A 23,367-nucleotide genomic window follows, 5' to 3' on the forward strand; every position below is an offset into this window, starting at 1 on the left:
CTCATGCTCAAATTTCTTAAATTGCTTTTTGCAATCTCTTTTGCAATGGCTTTAAATAGTGCTTCGGCGCAACAAAGTAAACCTGTTCTTCCTGGCGCAGCTAAAGGCATTTTGCGCGATACTGCACACAACTACGCCCTAAAATCAGCTACGGTTTCGATATATAAATCATCAGATAGCAGTTTAATCAGTTATCAAATCAGCAACAACTATGGTGAATTTAGCTTTAAAAATCTACCCGTTGGGGTGTCTTTAAGATTAGATGCCAGCCACGTAGGTTATCAATCTCTCAGAAAGAAATTTACCATTCCCAGCGATAAAAATTTTATTGATTTGGGCACCTTAATTATTAATCCGAAAGATAACAACCTGGAGGAGGTAACCGTAACCATTCCACCCATTAGCATGAATGGCGACACGCTCGAATTTAATGCAGCGGCATTTAAGTTGGATAGCAATGCCGTTGTGGAAGATCTGCTCAGAAAAATACCCAATGTTACGCTTTGGGGAGACGGCCAAATTACCGTTAACGGCAGAGAAGTTAAAAGTGTATTGGTAAATGGGAAACCGTTTTTTGGTGGAGATGCAAAGGTAGCTACTCAAAATATTGCGAAAAATGCTTTGGATAAAATTCAAGTTTACAATACCGTTAAGGATAAAAATAACCCTTTAGATTCTACATTAACGGTAAATTTGAAATTAAAGAAAGGGAAGGAACTTGGCTTTTTTGGGAAGATTGGTGGTGGCTATGGAACAGATAATCGATACGAAGCCGATGCAAGTTTCAATGTTTTTTCTCCAAAAATGCAACTGGCCATTGTGGGGGCAAGCAATAACATCAACAAATCGCTCAATGATGTAAATACGCTCATCAACAACAGCACTTTTAAGGGGGTGGGCACAAACGTAGAGTATCAATCTGATTTTAGCGCAACAGGCATTAACCAACCCAATGCCGGTGGGGTAAAATTTACCTATAACTTTGTAGAGAAGCCTACATGGGAAAATAGGAATACGGTCACTTCAAGTTATTTTATCCAAAATACCAATAATGATTATGTGAGCAATACCGAAACCACAACATCCATCAATACAACTGATAAAATTTTTGAGCAGAACAGCAATACAAGTTCCAATGTAAACAATAGACAAAATTTTGATGCGAGGTATGATTTAACCAAAAAAAACAAGGCCTTAAACTTGAACCACACCTTCTCTAGAAATAAAGGGGAGAATACTAACCAAACCTTTAGAAATGCTTTAAACACGCAAAATGTACTAACCAGCACCAACAATACATTGAATCAGAACAGCTTTGATAATACGAGATTTAGTTTTCAGGCAGATTTCCGTTTGTCGCAAAATTACATGAAGCCGAAACAGTTGATAAAAGGTTTGAACTTAAACTATGGAATTACGGTAAACGATAATGAAAATACCAGATCAAACCTAACAAACTTTACTTCGTTTACAAACGCAGCATCGAACAGAAAATTTGATAGGCGCTATGAAACCACATATAACTCCACTAACCAACAAATCAGAGTCGAACTACCCAACTTAAAATCATTATTTTTTGGAAACAATGATATAGGTGGGATTGAATTTCAATTGTCAAACACCATCAGTCTAGATCATATAAAAAATGATAATCGTGTTCAGGATTTAAACCCAAGTAATAATACTTACGTTAACAACGCCTATTTAACCAACCATGTAGAAACCAATCTTATAGAACAAACACCCGGACTAACCATCAGTAAGAATTTTTACAAAAACCTTTCCAATCGATACAACAAGAACCTAAGTTTAAATTTCGCACCAAAGCAAAAATTCATCCGACAAGAAAACAAGTCTCAAAAATCGTTTCAAAATATCACGAGAAACTATCAGCAGTTTATGCCCGATGCTTACATTAACTACTCGGACAATCAGTATGGCGAATATTATAAAAGTTATACCCTAAGCTACAACACTAAAGTTAGAGTGCCATCTTTAGATCAATTGGCTCCGTTAACAGACAGCACAAATTTATATTCCTTGCAAAGGGGAAATGTTAACTTACAGGAAGCTGTAGATCGGGAGCTTAGCTTAAGCATAAATCACTTTGACCAAACCAACAAGAATACACTAAACTATAATTTGAGCATGACGCTTGGCTTCACAAAAAACCAAATTGTGGATAGCACCTTTATTGATGACCAAAACAGAAGAACTAATTTTTTAACCAACGCAGGCGGCAATCGCTATCAAAATCTTTATGGTAATTTGCGTAAGGCTTATAAGTTTAAAACTTCAGAGCTCCAATTCAATGTAAATTCCCAAATAAGCAATTCAAAAACACCAGGTTATACCAATTCGTTGTTTGCCTTTTCAAAAAACTTTAATACCAACACTACCCTAACTATTAATTATACTTACAAAAGTTACCTCGCACTTGCCGTAGGCCAAACCTACGGAACGTATCGATCGAAACAAGAGGCGTTTAATACTGAATATAGTGGCGTAAATAAGGTTAGTACTTTAAGTTCAAGCTATAATGTAACCAAGAAATTTACGCTCAACACCAACATCAGCTTCAACCAAAGTTCTTCCTCTAATTCGGATGATATTAACTTTACCATTTGGAATGCAAATGCTGTTTATCGGCTTTTAAAGGGTAACAATGCAGAATTTAAACTATCTGCACTAGATATTCTCCATCAAAACACGAGTATAGTGAATTATGGAAGCGGAAATAGTTTTACAATAGGTTCCCGGAACGTATTACAACAATATTTTATGGCTACCTTTTCTTATTACCCAAGGCAGTTTGGAAAGAAAGCGCCAGTGAAAAAATAAGAAAACGGCGGCTTTCTAGCCACTGAAACACAAAATACACGGAACAGATGAATTTAATCAACCGGTTTTTAATTGGTGTTTGGGTGATATGCAATTAAATTGCCTAGCGGATTTAAAATTTAATTTTTTTACGATTTGCCGTCTTCAAACCGAGTTAGAATAAACTTTTGCTTATTTCTTCATGGCCATGTAATCCAGTGTTAGGTTAGATAAAAGCTTAACCCCTAAAACAAACCCACTTTCATCCAAATAAAAATCGGGGGTATGGTGCGATGGGGCTTTTAAAGGATCTGCTCCTTTGGGCATCCCCCCAAGAAACACAAATAAGCCCGGTACCTTTTCTTGAAAAAACGAGAAATCTTCTGCGCCAGTAACAGGAGGTTTCAACTTTACATAATCTGCGCCCGCCGTAGCCCGCATGCTTGGCAACATTTTTTCGGTTAAGGCGATATTGTTAAACGTTACAGGGTAATGGTTGCTGTACGGAATTTTAACTTCGGCGGTTGCACCATTGGCTTCGGCCGTTTTGGTTACAATGGTTTTAATTCTATCGATAAACATCGCCTCATCTTCCTTGCTAAAATTTCTAACCGTACCCAGCATCTCTACTTTTTCGGGAATGATGTTTGAACGCACACCGCCGTTAATCGCCCCAATGGTTACCACACCAGGGTTTTCTGTCACATTTAAATTTCTACTTACAATGGTTTGCAAATTATTGATAATTTGAGCTGAAGTAACGATTGGATCAATGCTGCTCCAAGGATATGCACCATGCGCTTGTCTGCCCGTTACCGTAATTTTCATGTCGTTTACAGCCGCCATCGTTCCTCCGGGGCGATAGGTTACTGTTCCTACTTCGGTTTGCGAATTGATGTGAAGTCCAAAAATGACATCAACCTTAGGATTTTCCAGCACGCCCTCTTTTACCATTAAAGCCGCCCCACCCTCTTCACCTGCAGAAACCCCTTCTTCAGCAGGTTGAAAAATAAACTTCACGGTGCCTTGTATGTCTTTTTGCATGGAAGCAAGCACTTCTGCCACGCCCATGAGAATGGCAACGTGACTATCGTGTCCACAAGCATGCATCACGCCCACAGTTTGCCCATTATATTGCGCCTTTACCTTCGACGCGAAAGGCACATCAACCCTTTCCGTAACTGGCAAGCCATCCATATCTGCACGTAAAGCAACAACAGGCCCAGGTTTACCGCCCTTCAGAATACCAACCACACCTGTTTTGGCAACCCCAGTTGTTACTTTTATCCCTAACGCCTCTAAATGTTTGGCTATAATACCGGCAGTTCTCACTTCATTGTTTCCCAGTTCTGGATGTTCGTGAAAATCTCTGCGCCATGAAATTACTTTTTGTTCAATTGCATCTGCTTTCTTGGCAACAGTCGCTCTTTGCTCAGATTTTTGGGCAAATGCAGCTAAAGAGGTGAATGAAAAAAGCAATAAGTAGATTTTTTTCATAAAGAATTGATTTGGGATTAATTAACATCCTAATCTAGTTAATTTTATGGAAAAGAATAGTCGTATTAAATAAGAAAAATAAACGTTCCATTAGCATTTCTTCGCTCGGCTTAAATTGAACTAAAATTATACCCAAGCAATGAGGTGAACAAAGGGTTAACTAATTAACAATTCTAATTTTTGAACCTAAAAAAACGATTTTAAATTTTTGCTTTCTTACTTTTACAAAAAAACAAAAGACTATGTTACCAAAAATTAATTTTACAGAAACTGAAGCCTATAAATATTTGGCTGATCATTTCATAGATATCAATCAAAAAAGCATTGCCTCCCTTTTTGCAGAAGATGCCGATAGATTTAGCAAGTTTTCGGTTTTTTTTGAGGACATTTTATTAGACTACAGTAAAAATAGAATTAGTGATGAAACCTTAGCCTTGTTAATGCAATTGGCCCGCGAATGCAAACTAGACGAGGCCATTAAAGCCATGTACAATGGCGATAAAATTAATGAAACCGAAGACCGCTCCGTTCTGCACATCACCTTAAGAAATCTAAGCGGCACACCCGTTCTGGTTGACGGCAAAGACGTAATGCCTGAGGTGAATGCTGTGCTGGCCAAAATGGAGAAATTTAGCAATAGTATCATTAGTGGCGAGTGGAAAGGCTACACCGGCAAAGCCATTACCGATGTTGTAAATATTGGTATTGGGGGATCAGATTTAGGTCCAGTAATGGTTACCGAAGCATTAAAACATTATAAAAATCACCTAAACATCCACTTCGTTTCTAACATAGATGGTACGCACATTGCCGAAACGCTTAAACATTTAGATGCAGAAACTACTTTATTTTTAGTGGCTTCCAAAACTTTTACTACGCAAGAAACCATGACGAACGCACATTCTGCACGCTCTTGGTTTTTAGAAAAAGGTGGTAAAGAGAATGATATTGCCAAGCACTTTGCGGCCTTATCAACCAATGCAAAAGATGTAGCTGCCTTTGGAATCGACACCGAAAACATGTTCGAATTTTGGGATTGGGTTGGTGGTCGTTATTCTTTATGGAGCGCAATCGGATTATCCATTTCGTTAAGCATCGGCTTTGATAACTTCAAACAACTTTTAGCCGGGGCGCATGCAACAGACAATCACTTCAAAACGGCGGAATTTGAAAGCAATATTCCAGTGATTTTAGGCCTACTGGGTGTTTGGTACATCAATTTCTACAATGCAGAAACGCAAGTAATACTCCCTTACGATCAATATCTACATCGTTTCTCTGCTTATTTTCAACAAGGCGACATGGAAAGTAATGGTAAGCATGTAGATAGAAATGGCAATGAAGTGGATTATGAAACAGGTCCAATTATTTGGGGTGAGCCAGGAACAAATGGACAACATGCTTTCTATCAATTGATTCATCAAGGCACGAGGATTATTCCGGCAGACTTTATCGCCCCTGCTCAAAGTTTAAATCCACTTGGAGAACACCATGAAATTTTGTTGTCCAACTTCTTTGCACAAACGGAAGCATTAATGAATGGCAAAAGTGAGGAAGAAGTTTCAGCAGAACTGAAAAAGGAGGGTAAAACAGACGCAGAAATTAAAAAACTTGCACCATTTAAGGTATTTGAAGGAAACAGACCCACAAATTCCATCCTACTTAAAAAAATAACGCCGTACAGCTTGGGCAGCTTAGTGGCCATGTACGAGCATAAAATATTTGTTCAAGGCATCATTTGGAACATCTTTAGCTTTGACCAATGGGGTGTGGAATTGGGTAAGCAACTAGCTAAAAAAATCCTACCCGAATTAAAAGGTAATGAAGAAATTTCTAGCCATGATGGTTCCACCAACGGACTCATCAACCAATACAAGGCGTGGCGATAAGATACAAAACATTTTAACACGAAAATCCTGCTCAATTCATTTTGAGCAGGATTTTTTGTTTTTGAGACCTACACTAATTTATTTCCAATGCGATAAGCAACCATCATACAGAAGCACACGTAATCAACTTTGAATTCATTGGAAATTCAATTTTAGAAAATCTTTGCTGTTGCGAAATCATCCTTTTATAAAATTTACGGGCTTTAAAAATTAATCGGGCGCAACAGGCAGGTTTTTATAAATAGGATATAAAAATTCTAAAACACTCTGGTTATGAATAAAAAAAAGCAAATTTTAGTTATCCTTTTTGCGGCATTTCTTCTCATGCTTTGCATCTCCGTAAATGCTCAAAGCTTTACATCAAGCAATTTAAGAACCTCCTTCTTTTCTTCAACACCCATCGAGGATATAAAAGCGGCCAGCAACAAAACCGTTGCCGCGCTCATTTCAAAAACAGGCGATTTTGCATTTCAAGTACCCATTAAAAGTTTTGAGTTTGAAAAAAAATTGATGCAGGAACACTTCAATGAAAACTATCTGGAAAGCGACAAATACCCTACAGCATATTTCAAGGGAACGGTAGATCCAAACATCAATTGGGCAAAAGATGGCGAATACAGCGTGATGGCAAAAGGCACCCTAACCGTTCATGGGGTGAGCAAAGTGAGAAGTATCCCTGCAAAAATTACGATAAAAAATGGATCTGTAACAATCTCATCTAGTTTTGATGTGGCGTGTGTAGATCACAATATCGAAATCCCTACGCTTGTTTTTACCAAGATTGCTAAAATAATAGCTGTAAAAGTTAATGGAACCCTCAACTTAAAGCCTTAAATACATGTTAAAAATCTCTACTTTACTAGGTTTTGCTGTTTTAATAAGCGGCAATGTTTATGCTCAGTCTGCCGATTCATTGTTAAAAACGATGACCGACACCACAAAAATAAAAGTGCTGAATCCCACTTTTAAATCCACACGGATTGTACTTTCACAATCTACCGAAACCCAAAAGAAGCACGATCTGGATATGCGCATTCGCCATCATTTTGGCGATATAGGTGGAGAATTTGGTAGTGCGCATACGCTTTATGGTTTAGATGTGGCATCAGATCTTTTTATTGGATTCGATTATGGCATTACCGATCGCTTAACAGTAAGTATTGGAAGGAGCAAGCACAACGAACTTTATAATGGATTTCTGAAATATAAGCTATTGGAACAAGAAGGAGGAAATTCTGGCAACATCCCGCTCAATATTACTTTACTGGCACAAATGGGTTGGATAGCCAGAGAACCTTTTACAACAACAGAATTTGAAACCTATGCCAATCGTTTCAGCTACTTTTTACAACCCATCTTCTCTAGAAAAATTACTCAGCGCCTTTCTTTACAGGTGGCGCCATCGGTATTACTCAGAAAAAACACAACTGAGGCGAGAGACCCAGAAAGCTTGTTCAGCATCGGCTTTGCCGGAAGGTTAAAATTAACCAAAAGATTATCTTTTGTAGCCGATTACACATGGGTGAATGGCATCAATCGGCCAACAGATTTGTTTCAGAAATTTTATAATCCCTTAGGCCTTGGTTTGGAAATAGAAACTGGCGGACATGTGTTCTCGCTCAACTTTATGAACGCTGAATTTATTTCAGAGAATAGTTTTATTCCAGACACTAAAAAATCTTGGAAACATGGGGGTGTTCGATTTGGATTTACCATTTCAAGAAACTTCACTTTGTTCAAATCGAAAGATAAAGATCTTCAATCTAAAATATACTAACAAAACAGAAATTATGGAACGTAACGAATTTATTAAATCTTTGGGCTTAGGAATAGCCCTAGTTTGCACAGGATCGTGTTTAGCTGGTTGCGGTAAAAAAGGCGATGACCCATCTCCTAGCACCCCAGGCGGCGGTGGCGTACCTGCTGGAACCACAGCAAGTGTAGATCTTGGAACTCAACTGCTAACAGTGGGTGCATCTATAGTGGTAAGTGGAATATTGTTTATTCGAACAGCGACTGGAAATGCGACTACATCTTTTGCGGCCACCCAAGCCGTATGCCCGCACCAAGGTGGATCGTTAAGCTTCATCCAAGCCAGCAACTTTATCCAGTGCAGTTTGCATGCTTCAAGATATACAACCACAGGTAGCATTTTAGCCCAACCTAACGATGGTGGAACAACAAGCGCACTAAGAACATATCCATTAACACTTACAGGCACAACACTTTCTGCCACAGCATAGTAATTTGTTTTTATTAGGGGTTAGGCGGTATCATTTTATGGTATCGCCTTTTTTACTTTGGCTGAATTATTGATTACATTTAGGTATAAAAAATTTTTGAGTTGCCGTATTTTATGGAATCCGACAGGCTAGCACATCATTAAGTTGTTATTTCATTAAAAATATTAATCATGAAAAATTTAAAATCCCTATTGAGCATTGCCATATTAGCTTTAGCTACCCAAGCCTTTGCTCAAACCAATAAAGAAACTACCGCAAAAATTGTTGCTGAAAAAAACTATACTTTTATTGCCAATACAGCCATCCCAATGGCGAATAACGACATTAACAATGTTTTATCACAATTGCAAGGCGGACAAGGTGGTGGTTTAATTAATCTTACTGGCTCTCAGTATGACGTTAAGGTTAATAAAGATAGCGTAATTGCTTATCTGCCTTTTTACGGTCGTTCGTTTAACGCCCCATACAACCCATCTGAGGGCGGGATCAAGTTTACCTCAAAGGATTTTACTTATACAGAATCAAAGTCGAAAAAAGGATCCTATACCATTCAAATTAACACGAAAGATGTTAAGAGAGAAAATTACCGCTTTACCATTAACATTTCTGCGAATGGATATGCTTCATTGATAGCCAGTAGCGTTAATAAGCAACCCATAACTTTCAACGGTTATTTGAGCGAACCTAAAAAAAATGACTAAAGTTGTTTAAGGATTCTAAATTTCAAGTTTTCGAAACCTCAAGATCCGCTGCGCTCCAGTCGAAAAGACGGATTACTTAGGCGCCATTTCGACCGTATTAAGGGATCGTCCTTTCGACCGCAGCGGAGAAATCATTTAAAGATGTTTGCGTTCTTTCTTTAAAAAATCTTCCCGTCCCCGCTCCAATCGGGAGGACGCACCTTTTTTGTATCGAGCTTACTTTTTAATCAATTTGATTTCGAAAATGTGTGGCCATTTTTTTCCGGTAACAAAAAGTCTTCTAGTTGCCTTATCGTAAGCAATACCATTTAACACATTATTTCCAATGGCATCTTCCGTTTTAAAATAGCCTTCGGGCAGCAGTCCTGATAAATCAATTCTAGCTTCAACAGCACCTGAGGTGGCATCGATAATTAAAATATCATTTGTAGTGTACACATTGGCATAAATTTTCCCATCAATAAGTTCCAATTCGTTCAAATCTTTGATTGCGCCTTTATTATCGAACACATCAATTGAACCAACAGGCTGATAAGTATTTTTATCTAAGAAAAATATGGTGCCAGAACCATCTGTGTTCAACACTTTATTTCCATCAAAATACAAACCCCAACCCTCCTGTGTACCGTGGGTATAAGGAAACTCTCCGATTTTTTTCAAGGTAGCTTTATCATACACAAAACCCACTTTTTCGCGATAGGTGAGTTGGATGATTTTATCGCCAATTACAGTTATGCCCTCGCCAAAGTATTGCTTATCCAAATCTGCCTTTTGAACAATTTTTCCTGTGGTGGGTTCTACTTTCCTCAAGCTCGAATGGCCATAATCACCAGCACTTTCGTAGAAATATCCATCGTGATATTCCAAACCCTCTACATACGATGAAGTATCGTGAGGCAAACTTTTAATAATTTTATAGCCATATTGGATGGGCTCAATGTTTGACAGAATGTTGATATTAGTGGTTAAATCATCTGATTTTCCCTCTCCAAACACTTTTGCTGTAATGAGGTGATTACCCAACTTCAATCCTGCCGTTTTTAGCTTTAAAATAGAGGTATCTTGCTTGGTTTCTAATTTTACGGTATCCAACAGGTAAACAACAGAATCTACTTTACGGTCGGTTCCAAACTGCACCTTAACCTCTATTTCATTACCCGATGGTACATTTAAGCCAATAATTGGCGAAACAATGCTTCTGTACGTTACAGATGGAGCATCTTTACAGGAACTTATACCTGCAACCAAAATTGTAATAAAAAATAGGTTTTTAATCTTCTGGCCAAAAAGCATCTTCGATATGATTTAATGTATAACTTTTATTTTTTGTGAATGTAATTGCAATAATATCAAAACGAACATCATTTTGATGATTCATCATTTCAATATAGGCGGCGGAGGCAAGCTCCATTTGTTTCTGCTTTGCTTTATGAACAAAATCTTCTGGCTGTCCAAAAGCGATTGAACTTCTGGCTTTTACTTCAACAAAAACCATAATGCCGTTCATATAGGCGATTAAATCCAGCTCAGCCTTACCATGTACCCAATTCTCGTCTAAAATTTCGTAGCCATTATCTTCCAGATATTGTTTGGCAATTCCTTCGCCTGCTTTACCTAGCTCGTTGTGAATGGCCACTTTAAACTATTTTACAATGACTGAACCCAGAAATTTAGAAATTTCCCTCTCTACACCTTTAATAACCCCATAACGTTGCATCAAAATCATCTGGTTATCCATATCTTTTTCATCTTTAATTTCTTTCAACAAATTAGATAAAATTTTATCAACCTTATGTTTTTTAAGATGAAAAATGCCTCCAAGTATGGTTGCCTTTAAGTGCATAGATTCATCTTTCACATAAATTTGATGCTTGTTTAACCAATTTTCGCTCAATGCATATTCTGAGGTAGAAAGGGTAATGGCTAAATCTGCAATGTCGCGATCTTCATTTTTAATAAAATGATTTGCAGTTGGCAATCGTCCGTTATCAATTTCAGATTTATAATAATCTACTATTCTTTTGCAGAGCGCATTTTCGAAATCAACATCAGCCAAATTCTGCATAATGAAGGAACCGATGTACATATCATCAATGTTATCCCAATTCACAAATTCATGACCATAGGCCAATAATAAACGCACCACTTCTCTTTCCTGATGATCTTCTGCCAGCGACTGCACCTGCGTTTCACCAGGCCCAGCAGCATCATCCCATAGGTTATCTGGCGGACCTAATGGCTCAGGGGCATTTGATGAATGCGCGTAATTATTGGTTTGACTTGCCCTCTGGTTGCTTTCGAAAGTTTTTTTACTTTTTGCAGAACGCATTTTGTTCAGTTCTGTCAGCAAAATTCTCTCCTCAATTTCAAGCAAGCTACTGCACTCGCGAATAAAAACAGAAGCCTTAATTTGATCGGGAATTTTAGCGATACTTTCAACAATATCACGAATGATTCCTGCTCTTTTTATTGGATCATCGCCTGCATCTTTTAGCAAAACATTGGCTTTATACAAAATAAAGTCTTTTCTATTCTGCTCTAAATAGGTTTTAAAAGCCCCTGCACCAACGTGGTGCATATACGAATCTGGATCGTGCCCATCAGGGAAAGAAACAATTTTAACGTTGAGCCCTTCCTCCAAAATCATATCCAAACCACGCAAAGATGCCTTAATACCAGCGGCATCTCCATCGAATAAAATGGTTACGTTTTGCGTAAAACGACCGATTAACTTAATTTGCTCTACTGTGAGCGATGTTCCAGAAGAAGCCACTACATTTTCTATTCCGGCTTGATGAACCGAAAGTACATCGGCATATCCTTCAGCCAGATAGCAATTATCCGATTCTCGAATGGCTTTTTTCGCATGGAATAAGCCATAGAGCACATTGGATTTATGGTAGATCTCGCTCTCTGGAGAGTTTACATACTTCGGAACATTTTTATCGGTTTTAAGTGTTCTACCCCCAAAACCAATAATTCTGCCTGTAAAATTATGGATCGGAAACATCACCCTACCTCTAAACCGATCGTAGATTTTACCTTTCTCGTTTTTGATGGATAGACCTGTGGCTTCTAAAAACTCGATGTTATGACCTGCATTTATGGCACTCTGGGTCATGGCGTCCCAAACATCAGGCGAGTAGCCGACTTCAAATTTTTTGAGGATGTCTTCTCTAAAACCGCGCTCCTTAAAATAACTAAGACCAATTCCCTTTCCCTCGTCGGTTTCCCAAAGTTGCTTTACAAAAAATGCTGCGGCGTATTGCGATACGATATAAAGACTTTCCTTTGCGCTTTGTGCTTCGGCTGCCTGAGGGCTAAGTTCTGTCTCCTCAACCTCAATATTGTATTTGTTGGCTAAAAACTTAAGGGCTTCTGGGTACGAATATTTCTCGTGATCCATGATAAAGCGCACAGAATCTCCCCCTTTGCCACAACCAAAACATTTATAAATACCTTTGGTTACCGAAACGTGAAACGACGGTGTTTTTTCGCCATGAAAAGGACAATTGCCAATGAGGCTGGTTCCGCGTTTTTTTAAGTGTACAAAATCCCCCACTACCTCCTCAATTCGGGCGGTATCCATGATTTTATCTATCGTTTCGCGGTTGATCAAGTTTTATATCGTTTACGAGATTAAGCAGTTATGCCATCTACATTTGTTTTTATCCACTCATGAGCGCACAATTGTTCATCCATTATTGCATCTAGCGAAACTATTTTACCAATGGCAATAGTTGATCTGCCACCAACTTATTTCCAGTTTCGTTTAAATGTACCCTATCAACGGTTAATATTCCTTTTTCTTTATCTTCAGGATTGTTTTTTGCTTCATATTCTGTAAAGATTTTTCTTAAATCGCAAACCGGAAGATTGTTTTTTGCTGCCAATTCTCTGATACCCGCAGCATACTTATTCAAATCTGCGTCAAGCTCATTAGTGCCATCTTTTTTCTCGCCCACAACCGATGGGGTAACCAAAACTACTTTACTGCCTACGCCTTGAATTTTGTTAATTAATGCCTGATAGAATTTCAAATATTTATCATAATCGGTTCCGGTATGTGACGATTGCTTGTGCCAAACATCATTTATGCCTACATAAATCACAACTAAGTCTGGCTTTTTATTCAGTACATCATCTTCCAGGCGTAAGTACAAATCATACACCTTATTGCCGCCAATTCCGGCTCCAATAACATTGTATTTTGTAGAGTCTAAGGATTTTTTAATTAAGGTAACATATCCATTTTTAGAAACGCCTTGTTGCGTAATCGAATCGCCAAAGAATATGATTCGTTTTGGTTTAAATGTCATTGAGGTTAATACGATTAAGCAAATACAAAGTAAAATGCTGGTTTTGAATAGGATTTTCATAATGGGTTATATATTGGTTAGAATTACTGTTTATCTGTCTATTTAAAATCTAAATTCTGGAAATCGAAACTAAAATTGCTTAATGGAGAGATGCCTTCTGTCTTATAGAAAGCTGCCTATCCAAATCAACCAAAAATATTGATTTTTTACGTGTTATTTATGCGAATTATTTACCCTTTTCGAGTTTGTAATCTTTATGAACGATTAGGAAACTTGCTCGTTCTTCCTTTTTGAAAGGATAATCCCAATTGCCTTGGTAAGTAATTTTTGTTGGCAGTTTATCATCACCAAAATACCCCATTTCAATATTCATTTGCACATCGAAATCAAAAAGCATGTTGCTGTACTTCATATCCACGTATCGACCTAAAATATTAAAATTACGCTTATCAAAAATGGTAACCAACTCTTTAATCATGATGCCATCTTTTGTCCAACTGCTCAAATCGGGCTTAACCGAAACTTTGAAGCGATATACCGGAATGGAATCTAGGTAGGTACCACTGGTGAAACCATAATCGTAATATTGGCGCATGTTTGCTGAAAAGATCTCGGTTTTACTGCCAATAAAAGGCACTTTAACGGGCCTACCCGGATTAAAGATCAGCGTTTTTAATTTATCCTTATAACTTTCATTTGTACCGCCTTTTCCATCACCTGATGGTGCATTTGGCACAAAATCGGTATTGTAGGCATTCATAAAAATATAGTCGAACATCTCCACGGTGTAGAGCTGATACTTTCCATTCTTTTTATAGATTTTTCCAGTGTCTTGCTTCAACAGATATTCCATTTTATAAGGCCCTTGGTTGTTGTGGCGTATTTTGCGATAAATTTTACCATCAACCTTGTTCTTTTTATCGTAGGTGTAAATTCGATTTTCGGCAATGAAAGTGTATCGTTTCATATCTCTAAAAGATTGATAAAACGAGGTATCGTTTACGATGCGATTGATAAATGTTTCGATGTTTAGGCGCTCCGCTTTAATATTTACAGCCGAATCAAGCGTAATCGTTTTTATCGTGTCGGGGTTAAATCGAGGGATTTCCTGCCCATAACTGTTGTAAAATAGAGCGATTGAAACGAAAAATAAAAATAATTTCTTCATGCTTGATTGTGTTGACAAAAACGATGCCCATTTATAATGTAGTGCAGAAATGGGTAGGCGATAGCCCACTATATTTACTCGATGCGCCTTATTTAATTTCCGAGCTGCTTCAGGGCGATATAAGCCATTAAACCTGTTGATATTTTCAGTGCATCTTCATCTACATCAAACCTTGGCGTATGAACAGAATATTGGGTTTCTTTGGCGGTATTGCCAGTACCCAACCTGTAAAAACAGGCATCAGTAACCTGAGAGTAGAATGAGAAATCTTCCGCTGCCATCCAAATATCCAAATCAATTACGTTTTCTTTACCTAAAAAATCTTCTGCAAAGGATCTTGCGTTGGCGGTTAACTTTTCTTCGTTAATGAGAAATGGATAACCCCTGTGGATATCAAAATCACAGCTTCCGCCCATGCTTTCTGCCATGCCTTCAGCCATTTTTTTCATGCGTTTATGCGCTTCGGCTCTCCAGTTTTCATCCAAAGTTCTAAATGTTCCTTCAATTTTAACTTCATTTGGGATAATATTGGTTGCGCCATTTGCGGTAACTTTTCCAAAGGATAAAACAGAAGGTAAACGTGGATCGGCATTACGACTTACAATTTGCTGCAAAGCGACAATAATGTGCGATGCGATTAAAACAGGGTCGATATTTTGGTGTGGTTGTGCGCCATGCCCACCTTTTCCAGTTACGGTAACGTACAGCTCATCGGTAGAAGCCATGTAAATACCCGAACGAAAACCTACTTTCCCCGTTTCTATTAAAGGCATAACGTGCTGACCGACAATATAATCTGGTTTTGGGTTTTCTAAAACACCTTCCTTAATCATAATGCTCGCCCCACCGGGAAGTAATTCTTCTGCGGGTTGGAAAATCAGTTTTATGGTTCCGCCAAATTCGTCTTTTAATTGATTCAAGATGAAAGCAGTACCTAGAAGGGAGGAAGTATGAACATCGTGCCCACAGGCGTGCATTACGCCATGATTTTTGGAAGCATAGGGTTTATCGTTTGCCTCATGGATGGGAAGGGCGTCCATATCAGCACGTAAAGCAATAACGTTATCGGATGGTAGCTTTCCTTTGATTAAGCCCACAACACCAGTATTTGCACAATCTGTAAATTCAATTCCCCATTTGGCTAATTTGTCTTTCACAAACAAGGAAGTTTGAAATTCTTTGAATGACAGTTCGGGATTGGCATGAATATGTTGACGATAGCCAACTACATCATTAAAAATGCTGTTCGCTAATTCTTGAATTTTATTTTTGATCATCAGAAGCAGTTTCTAAGGTTGGCGCATTAATTTTTTCCCTAAATATAAATAAAGTGGGGAAAGTTGGGCGAAGCTCGTTGATTAAACGTTGAGCTTCCAATCTGGTACGAAAATCGCCAACACGCACGTAATAATTTGGCTCTTTATAAACGATATAGGTATTCAATTTTGGATAGCTTCCTTTAAATCGCGCTTGTTGGTTAAACACCTCACGCCGATCGGAGCCATAAAAAATTTGTACTCTATAGCCATAGCCCGAAACGATGGGCTTGTTCGATTTGACCACATCGCCCCCGGTTTTATAAACTTCTAGGCGCTTAGCAATTAAACTATCAATTTTTGGATCTTTTATCTCCGTTACTTCCCCCTTTTGTGCAAACGATGCTTTAAATAAAAGTAAACAGCCAATAAAAGTAAATAGTATTTTCATGTATGATTAACGCTGGGCATTCGGAAATTGTTTAACAACAATGGAACCGAAAATATGTGCAAAAATCGACATTCTTTATGGGTTGTGCAAATGGTTATTATCCAGAGCAGATTTTTTCGATTTCTTGGCGCTTGCGAGGGCGGAAGAAGCATACCGTTTTGAAAATCGGTTCAAATTGAAGAACGTGGATGATTCGCCCAAAGGCTGAAAATTGGGATCTTTGAGGCAAAATGAAATTAAAGCTACAACAACACAAAGGCCAAGTTCCTTACGAAACCTGACCTTTAGAATTATAACCATTAAAGGGATTTTTATTGTGCCTTTTTAGGCTCCAATGTAAATTCGTAAACTTTTGGATCGTATTTCATCATTGCTCCAGTAGCTGCATCTATAGCAAAACCTGGCCAAAATAATACATTTACAATGCCAACTGCGTTGAAAGCGGTTTTGGGCTGAAATGTTTTTGTTTCGTAACCATCTAGTTTTAAACTGATGGTTTGTCCGCTAAAACCTTTCTTAAGTGATACAGCCATAGGCGTAACACCTGTTTTTACTCCGTCTACTTCAATAGTTGCAGCTGGTGGGTTTGAGTTAATTTGAACGGTTTGACTGGTTCCCGTAAAAATAGTGGCGCAGCTTGATAGCAGCAATGTCGCTGATACAGCAACAGTGTTCATTACTTTTTTCATTTGTGTGTTTTTTGTGTGTGTTCTTACTCTTATGGCTTTTCAGTTACGCCCCGTTTTTTATGGTTTCTGGTCTCCATTTTAAATTGTTACATCATTAAAAAACTGCCTACCAGTTTCAAATTGATTTATTAAACATTTTCAAGAAATTTTTAAATTTCTATTTCGCTAAAATAGAAGTTATATCTAAAAGTAAAAATTTTGTTGCAAAAAAAACCACATCGATTGATGTGGCTTTAGCAAATAAGATTGGGCAATGGCTAGCTACAGGTTTGCGCCGTGACAGTTTTTGTATTTCTTACCACTACCGCATGGGCATGGTTCGTTACGGCCAACTGTTGCTTCTTTACGAACCGGTTGTTGCGGTACTGCTTCGCGTGTATCTCCAAATTCAACTCCTGGCTCCTCTCTACCAAATTCTTGTTTGGTGGTTTGTAGCTTAGGTTGTTTTTTCGGCGCTGGTGCTTCTCTTACATCTTCTGGTTCTTGTTGTACAGGAATACCACCTTTATATAAGAAACTCACAACCTCTTTATTTACAGCATTTAACATGTTTTTAAACAAGTTGAAAGCTTCCATTTTATAAATTACCAATGGATCTTTTTGTTCGTAAACTGCATTCTGAACCGATTGTTTCAAATCATCCATTTCACGCAAATGCTCTTTCCAGCTGTCATCAATTAAAGCTAAAACAATTGTTTTCTCGAATGATCGAACAACCTCTTTTCCTTTATTGTCAATGGCTTTCTTTAAATCAACAGCAACCTGAATTCCACGAATACCATCTGTGAATGGAACAACAATTTGCTCAATCTGCTGACCGCGTTCTTCGTAAACTTGAGTTAAAACAGGCAATGATTGTTGAATAATGGATTCTGATTTGCGCGCATAAAATACTTCGGCTTCTTCGAATAAACGTTCTGTAAGCGTTGCGATGTTTGATGATGAAAACTCTTTCTCAGTAATCGCTGTATCTATCGAGAAGTTTTTAATTACTTCAAGTTTAAAACCATCGTAATTAGCTTCTTCTTTATATTCTGTAACGATATCTTCAGCAACATCAAACACCATATTGTTCATGTCCACATCCAAACGTTCGCCGAATAAAGCGTTTTTACGCTTCGCATAAATAACGGTACGTTGAGAATTCATAACATCATCGTATTCCAATAAACGCTTACGAATACCGAAGTTGTTTTCTTCAACTTTCTTTTGGGCACGCTCGATGGATTTGGTAATCATAGAGTGTTGAATCACTTCACCATCTTCAATTCCCATACGCACCATAATGCTTGAGATTCTTTCAGAACCAAACAAACGCATTAAGTTATCCTCCAATGAAACGAAGAATTGTGATGAACCTGGATCGCCCTGACGACCTGCACGACCTCGCAACTGTCTGTCAACACGACGAGATTCGTGCCGCTCAGTACCTACGATGGCCAAACCTCCTGCTTCTTTAACGCCTGCACCCAATTTTATATCGGTACCACGACCAGCCATGTTGGTTGCAATGGTAACGGTGCCTGCTTGTCCGGCTTCGGCAACAATATCCGCCTCTTTCTGGTGCATTTTAGCGTTTAATACGTTGTGCTTAATTCCGCGGAGTTTAAGCATACGGCTTAACAATTCAGAAATCTCAACTGAAGTGGTACCCACCAAAACTGGGCGACCTGCCTCTGTTAATTTCACAATTTCATCGGCTACTGCATTGTATTTCTCCCGAACCGTACGGTAAACGTAATCTTGCTCATCTTTTCTAGAGATATTTCTGTTGGTTGGAATTTCAACTACATCTAATTTATAGATAGACCAAAACTCGCCTGCTTCTGTTGTTGCAGTACCAGTCATACCACAAAGCTTATGGTACATACGGAAGTAATTTTGCAGGGTTACTGTAGCATAGGTTTGAGTTGCATCCTCAACCTTTACATTTTCTTTGGCCTCAATGGCTTGGTGTAAGCCGTCAGAATAACGACGACCATCCATAATACGACCTGTTTGCTCATCAACAATTTTTATCTTGCCTTCATCAATGATGTATTCTACATCGATTTCGAATAAGGTATAGGCTTTTAATAGTTGATTTACAGAATGGATACGTTCTGCTTTAACCGAATAATCGCGCATTAAAGCATCTTTTTGAACTACTTTTTCCTCTAAAGGCAAATCAGATTTCTCTAAATCAGCCACTTCAGTACCCACATCAGGCAATACAAAGAAATGAGGATCTTCTCCCGATTGGGTAATTAATTCAATCCCTTTTTCAGTTAATTCTACCTGATTATTTTTTTCGTCGATATAGAAGAACAACTCCGAATCTACCTTAGGCATATTCTTAGATTGATCTGCCATGTAGTAATTTTCGGTTTTTAATAACAAACCACGAACACCACTTTCGCTTAAAAATTTAATTAAGGCCTTATTTTTTGGCAAACCACGATAAGCACGTAATAGTGCTAAACCACCTTCACCTTCTTCGGTTCCGGTATTGCCCGCGTTGATCAGTTTTTTGGCTTCGTTTAATGCTGAAGAAACATATGCTTTTTGAGCGTTAACCAAACGTTCGATACGTGGTTTCAACTCATAAAATTCGTGTTCATCGCCACGAGGAATAGGACCAGAAATAATTAATGGTGTACGGGCATCATCAATTAATACTGAATCGACCTCATCCACCATTGCAAAGTGCAATTTACGTTGCACCAATTGATCTGGCGTTTGCGACATATTGTCACGCAGGTAATCAAAACCAAATTCGTTGTTGGTACCGTAGGTAATATCAGCGGCATAAGCTTTTCTTCTTTCTTCAGAATTTGGCTCATGTTTATCAATACAATCTACACTTAAACCATGGAATTCGAATAGTGGGCCATTCCATTCACTATCACGACGAGCTAGATAATCATTCACCGTAACAATGTGTACACCTTGACCAGCAAGGGCATTCAAATAAGCAGGCAATGTACTTACCAAGGTTTTACCCTCACCAGTAGCCATTTCGGCAATTTTACCACTGTGCAAAACAATACCACCAATTAACTGCACATCGTAATGCACCATATTCCACGAAACTTCCGTTCCGGCGGCATCCCATTTATTTGCCCATTGTGCTTTATCGCCAACAATTTTTACATTGTTTTTTCTTGCCGCATAATCCTTATCAAACTGAGTAGCGGTCACTTCCAAATAGTCGTTTTCGCTTAATCTGCGTGAAGTTTCTTTTACAACGGCAAAAGCCTCCGGCAAAATTTCCAAAAGCACTTTTTCCAGTTCTGCATCACGCTCTTTGCCCAATGCATCTACTTGATCATAAAGGGCTGTTTTTTGGTGAAGATCTAAATCATCACCCTCAGCATCGTTTTTTAAAGCCGCAATTTTAGCATCAATATCTGCTAAAAAAGTGGAAATTTTTTCTTTGAATTCTATTGTTTTACCACGTAATTCATCATTGCTCAGGGCAGATAATTTACTGTAGTGTTCGTTTATTTTAACTACCAAGGGCTGTATGCTCTTGATATCTCTTTCTGATTTACTTCCGAAAACCTTCGCTAAAAATCCTAACATTATATTTTAATCGTATTTATTGTAAAAAATGGTGTGTTTTAACAAGCAAGCCATGTTATGGCTTAAGCCATTTTGGCATTGTTGCTTTATTATGGATATAAATCTTTCACTAAAGATTTACAAAATGAATTGGAAAAGATAGCTAGGGACTGTTATTCTTCGGTTTTTTCCTGATTGTTAAATCAGTGATTAGCTGATTAACACTAATATATTTTGCAACTTTAAAAGGGCTTTGGGTTCCAATTAAAGCAAGACTGCTGTAGGATAATAAATAAGGGTTGTGTTGCTCATTAAGCTGAAAAGAGGCATTATCAGCTGCGCCAGCGGTAATTTTGTGCTCGTTACAATATTCAGTCAACATCCTTAGCCCTTCAACACGTTCGGCTTTTGCCAAATGTGTTAAGCTAAAAAATACAAGCGATATGGTAACTAGGTGTTTCATTAATAGCCGCAAAGCTAGTTTTAATCTTTTATAAAACGAAATTAAGGGCCTGCAAAAAGCATACCTCTATTTCTAGCGCCCACAAATTAGCCCTAACTATTTAAAAACAACCTCGGTTGCACCGTAACCAAATTTTTCTTTTTGAGCATCCATGTACGTTTTTACGTGTGGATTTTTACTAATCATTTTATGAATCTTATCCCTCAATGTTCCATTTCCAGAACCATGAATGAAAACCATTTTATCGAAGTGATGCACCACTGCGGCATCCATAGCGGTTTGAAAATGATTCAGTTGGATTTGCAACATCTCATCAGCTTCTAAAAAATGATGATCGTCGCGAAGTTTTTCGATATGTAAATCTATTTCCTTTGCAGGTACATCAACCGTTTTTTTCTGCTCTGCGCCCCTAAAAAAGCTTTCCTTTAATTTTTGAGCATCAATTAAAGGTACCTGATCATCTAGGCGAATGAGCCAGCCTTTCTGCTTAGCACCTGGAAGTTCTTTAAGTTCGCCACTAAAATCTTTCGCTCTAAACTTTTTGCGTATCACCAAAGGTTCTATCGGTTTAACATCAGCCTTGCTGTACACTAAAATCTGGAAATTGAACTCAGGCCATAAATCTAAATCCGGTAAAGAAGCGGAGTAAACCAGCTCAGTGGCTTGGGCTTCTAAAACACCATAAAAAGCGCCGGCATATTTGTCCTTTCGCGCTGTATTTAAGGTAACCAGCAAAACATTTGGACTTTGGTTTTGCAAATGGAAATGAACCACATTGCCGGCCTTATTATCGTTTGCAACAGCAAGATAAATTCCATTTTCGATGGTATTGATGCTGGGTACATTTACTTGAATGGGTTTTGGAGCATCTACTGCTTCTGCTGTATGCCCATGCCCGTGCACGGAGGTTAAATTACTCAACGCAACCGGAATTTCAAAGCCATCTTCATCCGTTACGCCCAAAGTTTGGCCATCAATTATTTTGGTTACATAGCCTTCACGTTTTTCATCAACAAAACGAACAAAATCACCTAATTTAAATTTCATAACCCTAAATCCTCTAAACGGGATTTCTCCATTCTATATTTTAAGCAACATGCAAAAAACAAACTCATTAATTCTTCAATCCAAAGCTAATGCCTAGTATCATTGCCGTGATAAATGCTCAAATAGCTTTCATATCTCGATACAGCAATATCGCCATTGTTAACCGCTTCTAAAACGGCACAACCAGGTTCGTTAACATGCCTGCAATTATTAAAGCGGCAACTGTGAGAGGTTTTAAAAATTTCTGGGAAAAAATGACCAAGCTCTTCCTTTTCGATATCGATTACACCCAATTCTCTAATGCCCGGCGTATCTACAATGAAACCGCCTTGTGGCAGTTCAAACATCTCGGCAAAGGTGGTGGTGTGCTGGCCCTTATCGCTCCAATCCGAAACTTCTCCTGTTCTTAAATCTCTATCGGGCAAAAGTGCATTAATTAAACTCGATTTTCCCACGCCAGAATGCCCAGAAATTAAGGTAATCTTATTGGCAATTAAATCTTGAATTATTGGGATATTGATGCCTTTTAATGCAGAAACCTCATAACAAGGATAGCCAATGGCTTGATATATTTCTTTAAAATCTTGCAGAATTTCTAAACCTTCTTTACTAAATAAATCTAGTTTGTTAAACACTAAAACAGCGGGCACATCATAAGCTTCTGCGGTAACTAAAAACCGATCGATAAAACCCAATGAGGTTCGAGGTGAAGCCAGCGTAACCAGCAAAATCGCCATATCCAAGTTTGCGGCCAAAATTTGCGCTTGCTTACTTAAATTTATAGACTTGCGGATGATGTAGTTTTTTCTTGGCAACAGTTGGTTAATCACTCCAGTAATCCCATCACGTTCCAAATCGAATTTCACTTGGTCTCCAACCGCAATAGGATTGGTGGTTTGGATCCCCTTCATTCTGAATTTCCCAACAATGCGGCAGTCATAGCGGTCGCCATCATCAGCCAAAACACTATACCAACTCCCGGTAGATTTAATTACTAAGCCCTGCATATTTGAAACAAAGGTATAAAAAGGATAGAAGATGTAGGCGCTAAAAATAGCAGGCTTTTTTCAATCAATATTTGGAAAGCAAAACCTGTGTTTCATCTTAAAGATTCAAAGCACAGCGACTGGGCTTAAAAATATTTCGGTACGTGCAATACCAACCGATAGGCAAACACCCACCTTAACTAAACCTGACAGACGCGGAAATACTTTTTGCAGTACAAACTTACATGTATGTGTTACGATTGCAGTGTAAACATTACTTGCATTCACTTTACCC

Annotated in this window: 19 protein-coding genes; 6 read left to right on the forward strand and 13 right to left on the reverse strand. The window is 38.3% G+C overall.

What is annotated here, in order from left to right; genetic code table 11:
* Window positions 1-3 precede the first annotated feature (3 nt).
* Window positions 4-2,841 carry a TonB-dependent receptor gene (locus DHW03_RS07830; protein ID WP_109925210.1) on the forward strand — a complete coding sequence of 946 codons (2,838 nt, stop codon included), beginning with the start codon at window positions 4-6 and terminating at the stop codon, window positions 2,839-2,841.
* Between the two features lie 171 nt (window positions 2,842-3,012).
* Here the strand turns inward: DHW03_RS07830 and DHW03_RS07835 are convergent, their stop codons facing one another.
* Entirely contained in the window at window positions 3,013-4,317 is a 1,305-nt protein-coding gene (locus DHW03_RS07835; protein WP_109925211.1) for an amidohydrolase, read from the reverse strand.
* Window positions 4,318-4,559: 242 nt separating this feature from the next.
* Here DHW03_RS07835 and pgi point away from each other — a divergent pair, with 242 nt between their 5' ends.
* The 5 genes from pgi (at window position 4,560) to DHW03_RS07860 (ending at window position 9,150) form a co-directional block, all read left to right on the forward strand.
* A complete protein-coding gene (gene pgi / locus DHW03_RS07840) occupies window positions 4,560-6,206 on the forward strand; it encodes a glucose-6-phosphate isomerase (RefSeq protein ID WP_109925212.1) in 1,647 nt (548 codons plus the stop codon).
* A gap of 273 nt (window positions 6,207-6,479) precedes the next feature.
* Window positions 6,480-7,040: a YceI family protein gene (locus tag DHW03_RS07845; RefSeq protein WP_205940977.1), complete on the forward strand. Its 561-nt coding sequence runs from the start codon at window positions 6,480-6,482 to the stop codon at window positions 7,038-7,040.
* A gap of 4 nt (window positions 7,041-7,044) precedes the next feature.
* Entirely contained in the window at window positions 7,045-7,983 is a 939-nt protein-coding gene (locus DHW03_RS07850; protein WP_109925213.1) for a DUF5777 family beta-barrel protein, read from the forward strand.
* Window positions 7,984-7,996: 13 nt separating this feature from the next.
* A complete protein-coding gene (locus tag DHW03_RS07855; protein WP_109925214.1) occupies window positions 7,997-8,449 on the forward strand; it encodes a QcrA and Rieske domain-containing protein in 453 nt (150 codons plus the stop codon).
* A gap of 170 nt (window positions 8,450-8,619) precedes the next feature.
* Window positions 8,620-9,150 (forward strand): DUF4251 domain-containing protein, encoded by a 531-nt coding sequence (locus DHW03_RS07860; protein WP_109925215.1) that lies wholly within the window; start codon window positions 8,620-8,622, stop codon window positions 9,148-9,150.
* A gap of 216 nt (window positions 9,151-9,366) precedes the next feature.
* On the opposite strand, the gene DHW03_RS07865 is transcribed toward DHW03_RS07860, so the two are convergent.
* The 12 genes from DHW03_RS07865 to rsgA all read right to left on the reverse strand — a co-directional run bounded on the left by DHW03_RS07865 (window position 9,367) and on the right by rsgA (window position 23,093).
* Window positions 9,367-10,443, reverse strand: coding sequence for a glutaminyl-peptide cyclotransferase (locus DHW03_RS07865; RefSeq protein ID WP_109925216.1), 1,077 nt, complete (start codon window positions 10,441-10,443; stop codon window positions 9,367-9,369).
* A complete protein-coding gene (locus DHW03_RS07870) occupies window positions 10,421-10,786 on the reverse strand; it encodes a YraN family protein (RefSeq protein ID WP_109925217.1) in 366 nt (121 codons plus the stop codon). Before DHW03_RS07870 ends, DHW03_RS07865 begins: the two co-directional genes overlap by 23 nt.
* A gap of 6 nt (window positions 10,787-10,792) precedes the next feature.
* Complete coding sequence (gene dnaG, locus DHW03_RS07875; protein ID WP_109925218.1) at window positions 10,793-12,769, reverse strand: DNA primase; 1,977 nt, start codon at window positions 12,767-12,769, stop codon at window positions 10,793-10,795.
* A 100-nt stretch (window positions 12,770-12,869) separates the two neighbouring features.
* A complete protein-coding gene (locus DHW03_RS07880; RefSeq protein WP_109925219.1) occupies window positions 12,870-13,529 on the reverse strand; it encodes an SGNH/GDSL hydrolase family protein in 660 nt (219 codons plus the stop codon).
* Window positions 13,530-13,695: 166 nt separating this feature from the next.
* Complete coding sequence (locus DHW03_RS07885; RefSeq protein WP_109925220.1) at window positions 13,696-14,637, reverse strand: hypothetical protein; 942 nt, start codon at window positions 14,635-14,637, stop codon at window positions 13,696-13,698.
* A gap of 92 nt (window positions 14,638-14,729) precedes the next feature.
* Window positions 14,730-15,914 (reverse strand): M20 metallopeptidase family protein, encoded by a 1,185-nt coding sequence (locus DHW03_RS07890; protein WP_109925221.1) that lies wholly within the window; start codon window positions 15,912-15,914, stop codon window positions 14,730-14,732.
* Window positions 15,901-16,344, reverse strand: a complete 444-nt coding sequence (locus tag DHW03_RS07895; protein WP_109925222.1) for an SPOR domain-containing protein — start codon at window positions 16,342-16,344, stop codon at window positions 15,901-15,903. The genes DHW03_RS07890 and DHW03_RS07895 overlap by 14 nt, the downstream gene beginning before the upstream one ends.
* 311 nt (window positions 16,345-16,655) lie before the next feature.
* Complete coding sequence (locus DHW03_RS07900; RefSeq protein WP_109925223.1) at window positions 16,656-17,033, reverse strand: PEGA domain-containing protein; 378 nt, start codon at window positions 17,031-17,033, stop codon at window positions 16,656-16,658.
* Between the two features lie 261 nt (window positions 17,034-17,294).
* On the reverse strand, window positions 17,295-20,597 hold the full coding sequence (gene secA, locus DHW03_RS07905; protein ID WP_109925224.1) for a preprotein translocase subunit SecA: 3,303 nt from the start codon (window positions 20,595-20,597) through the stop codon (window positions 17,295-17,297).
* Between the two features lie 142 nt (window positions 20,598-20,739).
* Entirely contained in the window at window positions 20,740-21,039 is a 300-nt protein-coding gene (locus DHW03_RS07910) for a hypothetical protein (RefSeq protein ID WP_109925225.1), read from the reverse strand.
* Window positions 21,040-21,135: 96 nt separating this feature from the next.
* Window positions 21,136-22,086 (reverse strand): Smr/MutS family protein, encoded by a 951-nt coding sequence (locus DHW03_RS07915; RefSeq protein ID WP_109925226.1) that lies wholly within the window; start codon window positions 22,084-22,086, stop codon window positions 21,136-21,138.
* Between the two features lie 86 nt (window positions 22,087-22,172).
* Window positions 22,173-23,093, reverse strand: a complete 921-nt coding sequence (rsgA, locus tag DHW03_RS07920) for a ribosome small subunit-dependent GTPase A (protein WP_109925227.1) — start codon at window positions 23,091-23,093, stop codon at window positions 22,173-22,175.
* Window positions 23,094-23,367: the final 274 nt, after the last annotated feature.

The organism is Pedobacter yonginensis (assembly GCF_003173595.1).
GTDB lineage: Bacteria > Bacteroidota > Bacteroidia > Sphingobacteriales > Sphingobacteriaceae > Pedobacter > Pedobacter yonginense.

Bases quoted from the DNA above. Each gene is read 5' to 3' on its own strand.
- DHW03_RS07850 (WP_109925213.1), top strand. From the start codon at position 7,045: ATGTTAAAAATCTCTACTTTACTAGGTTTTGCTGTTTTAATAAGCGGC.
- DHW03_RS07910 (WP_109925225.1), bottom strand. From the start codon at position 21,039: ATGAAACACCTAGTTACCATATCGCTTGTATTTTTTAGCTTAACACAT.
- DHW03_RS07915 (WP_109925226.1), bottom strand. From the start codon at position 22,086: ATGAAATTTAAATTAGGTGATTTTGTTCGTTTTGTTGATGAAAAACGT.
- DHW03_RS07855 (WP_109925214.1), top strand. From the start codon at position 7,997: ATGGAACGTAACGAATTTATTAAATCTTTGGGCTTAGGAATAGCCCTA.
- DHW03_RS07900 (WP_109925223.1), bottom strand. From the start codon at position 17,033: ATGAAAAAAGTAATGAACACTGTTGCTGTATCAGCGACATTGCTGCTA.
- pgi (WP_109925212.1), top strand. From the start codon at position 4,560: ATGTTACCAAAAATTAATTTTACAGAAACTGAAGCCTATAAATATTTG.
- DHW03_RS07845 (WP_205940977.1), top strand. From the start codon at position 6,480: ATGAATAAAAAAAAGCAAATTTTAGTTATCCTTTTTGCGGCATTTCTT.
- secA (WP_109925224.1), bottom strand. From the start codon at position 20,597: ATGTTAGGATTTTTAGCGAAGGTTTTCGGAAGTAAATCAGAAAGAGAT.
- rsgA (WP_109925227.1), bottom strand. From the start codon at position 23,093: ATGCAGGGCTTAGTAATTAAATCTACCGGGAGTTGGTATAGTGTTTTG.
- DHW03_RS07895 (WP_109925222.1), bottom strand. From the start codon at position 16,344: ATGAAAATACTATTTACTTTTATTGGCTGTTTACTTTTATTTAAAGCA.
- DHW03_RS07830 (WP_109925210.1), top strand. From the start codon at position 4: ATGCTCAAATTTCTTAAATTGCTTTTTGCAATCTCTTTTGCAATGGCT.
- DHW03_RS07860 (WP_109925215.1), top strand. From the start codon at position 8,620: ATGAAAAATTTAAAATCCCTATTGAGCATTGCCATATTAGCTTTAGCT.
- DHW03_RS07890 (WP_109925221.1), bottom strand. From the start codon at position 15,914: ATGATCAAAAATAAAATTCAAGAATTAGCGAACAGCATTTTTAATGAT.
- DHW03_RS07880 (WP_109925219.1), bottom strand. From the start codon at position 13,529: ATGAAAATCCTATTCAAAACCAGCATTTTACTTTGTATTTGCTTAATC.
- DHW03_RS07865 (WP_109925216.1), bottom strand. From the start codon at position 10,443: ATGCTTTTTGGCCAGAAGATTAAAAACCTATTTTTTATTACAATTTTG.
- DHW03_RS07885 (WP_109925220.1), bottom strand. From the start codon at position 14,637: ATGAAGAAATTATTTTTATTTTTCGTTTCAATCGCTCTATTTTACAAC.
- DHW03_RS07835 (WP_109925211.1), bottom strand. From the start codon at position 4,317: ATGAAAAAAATCTACTTATTGCTTTTTTCATTCACCTCTTTAGCTGCA.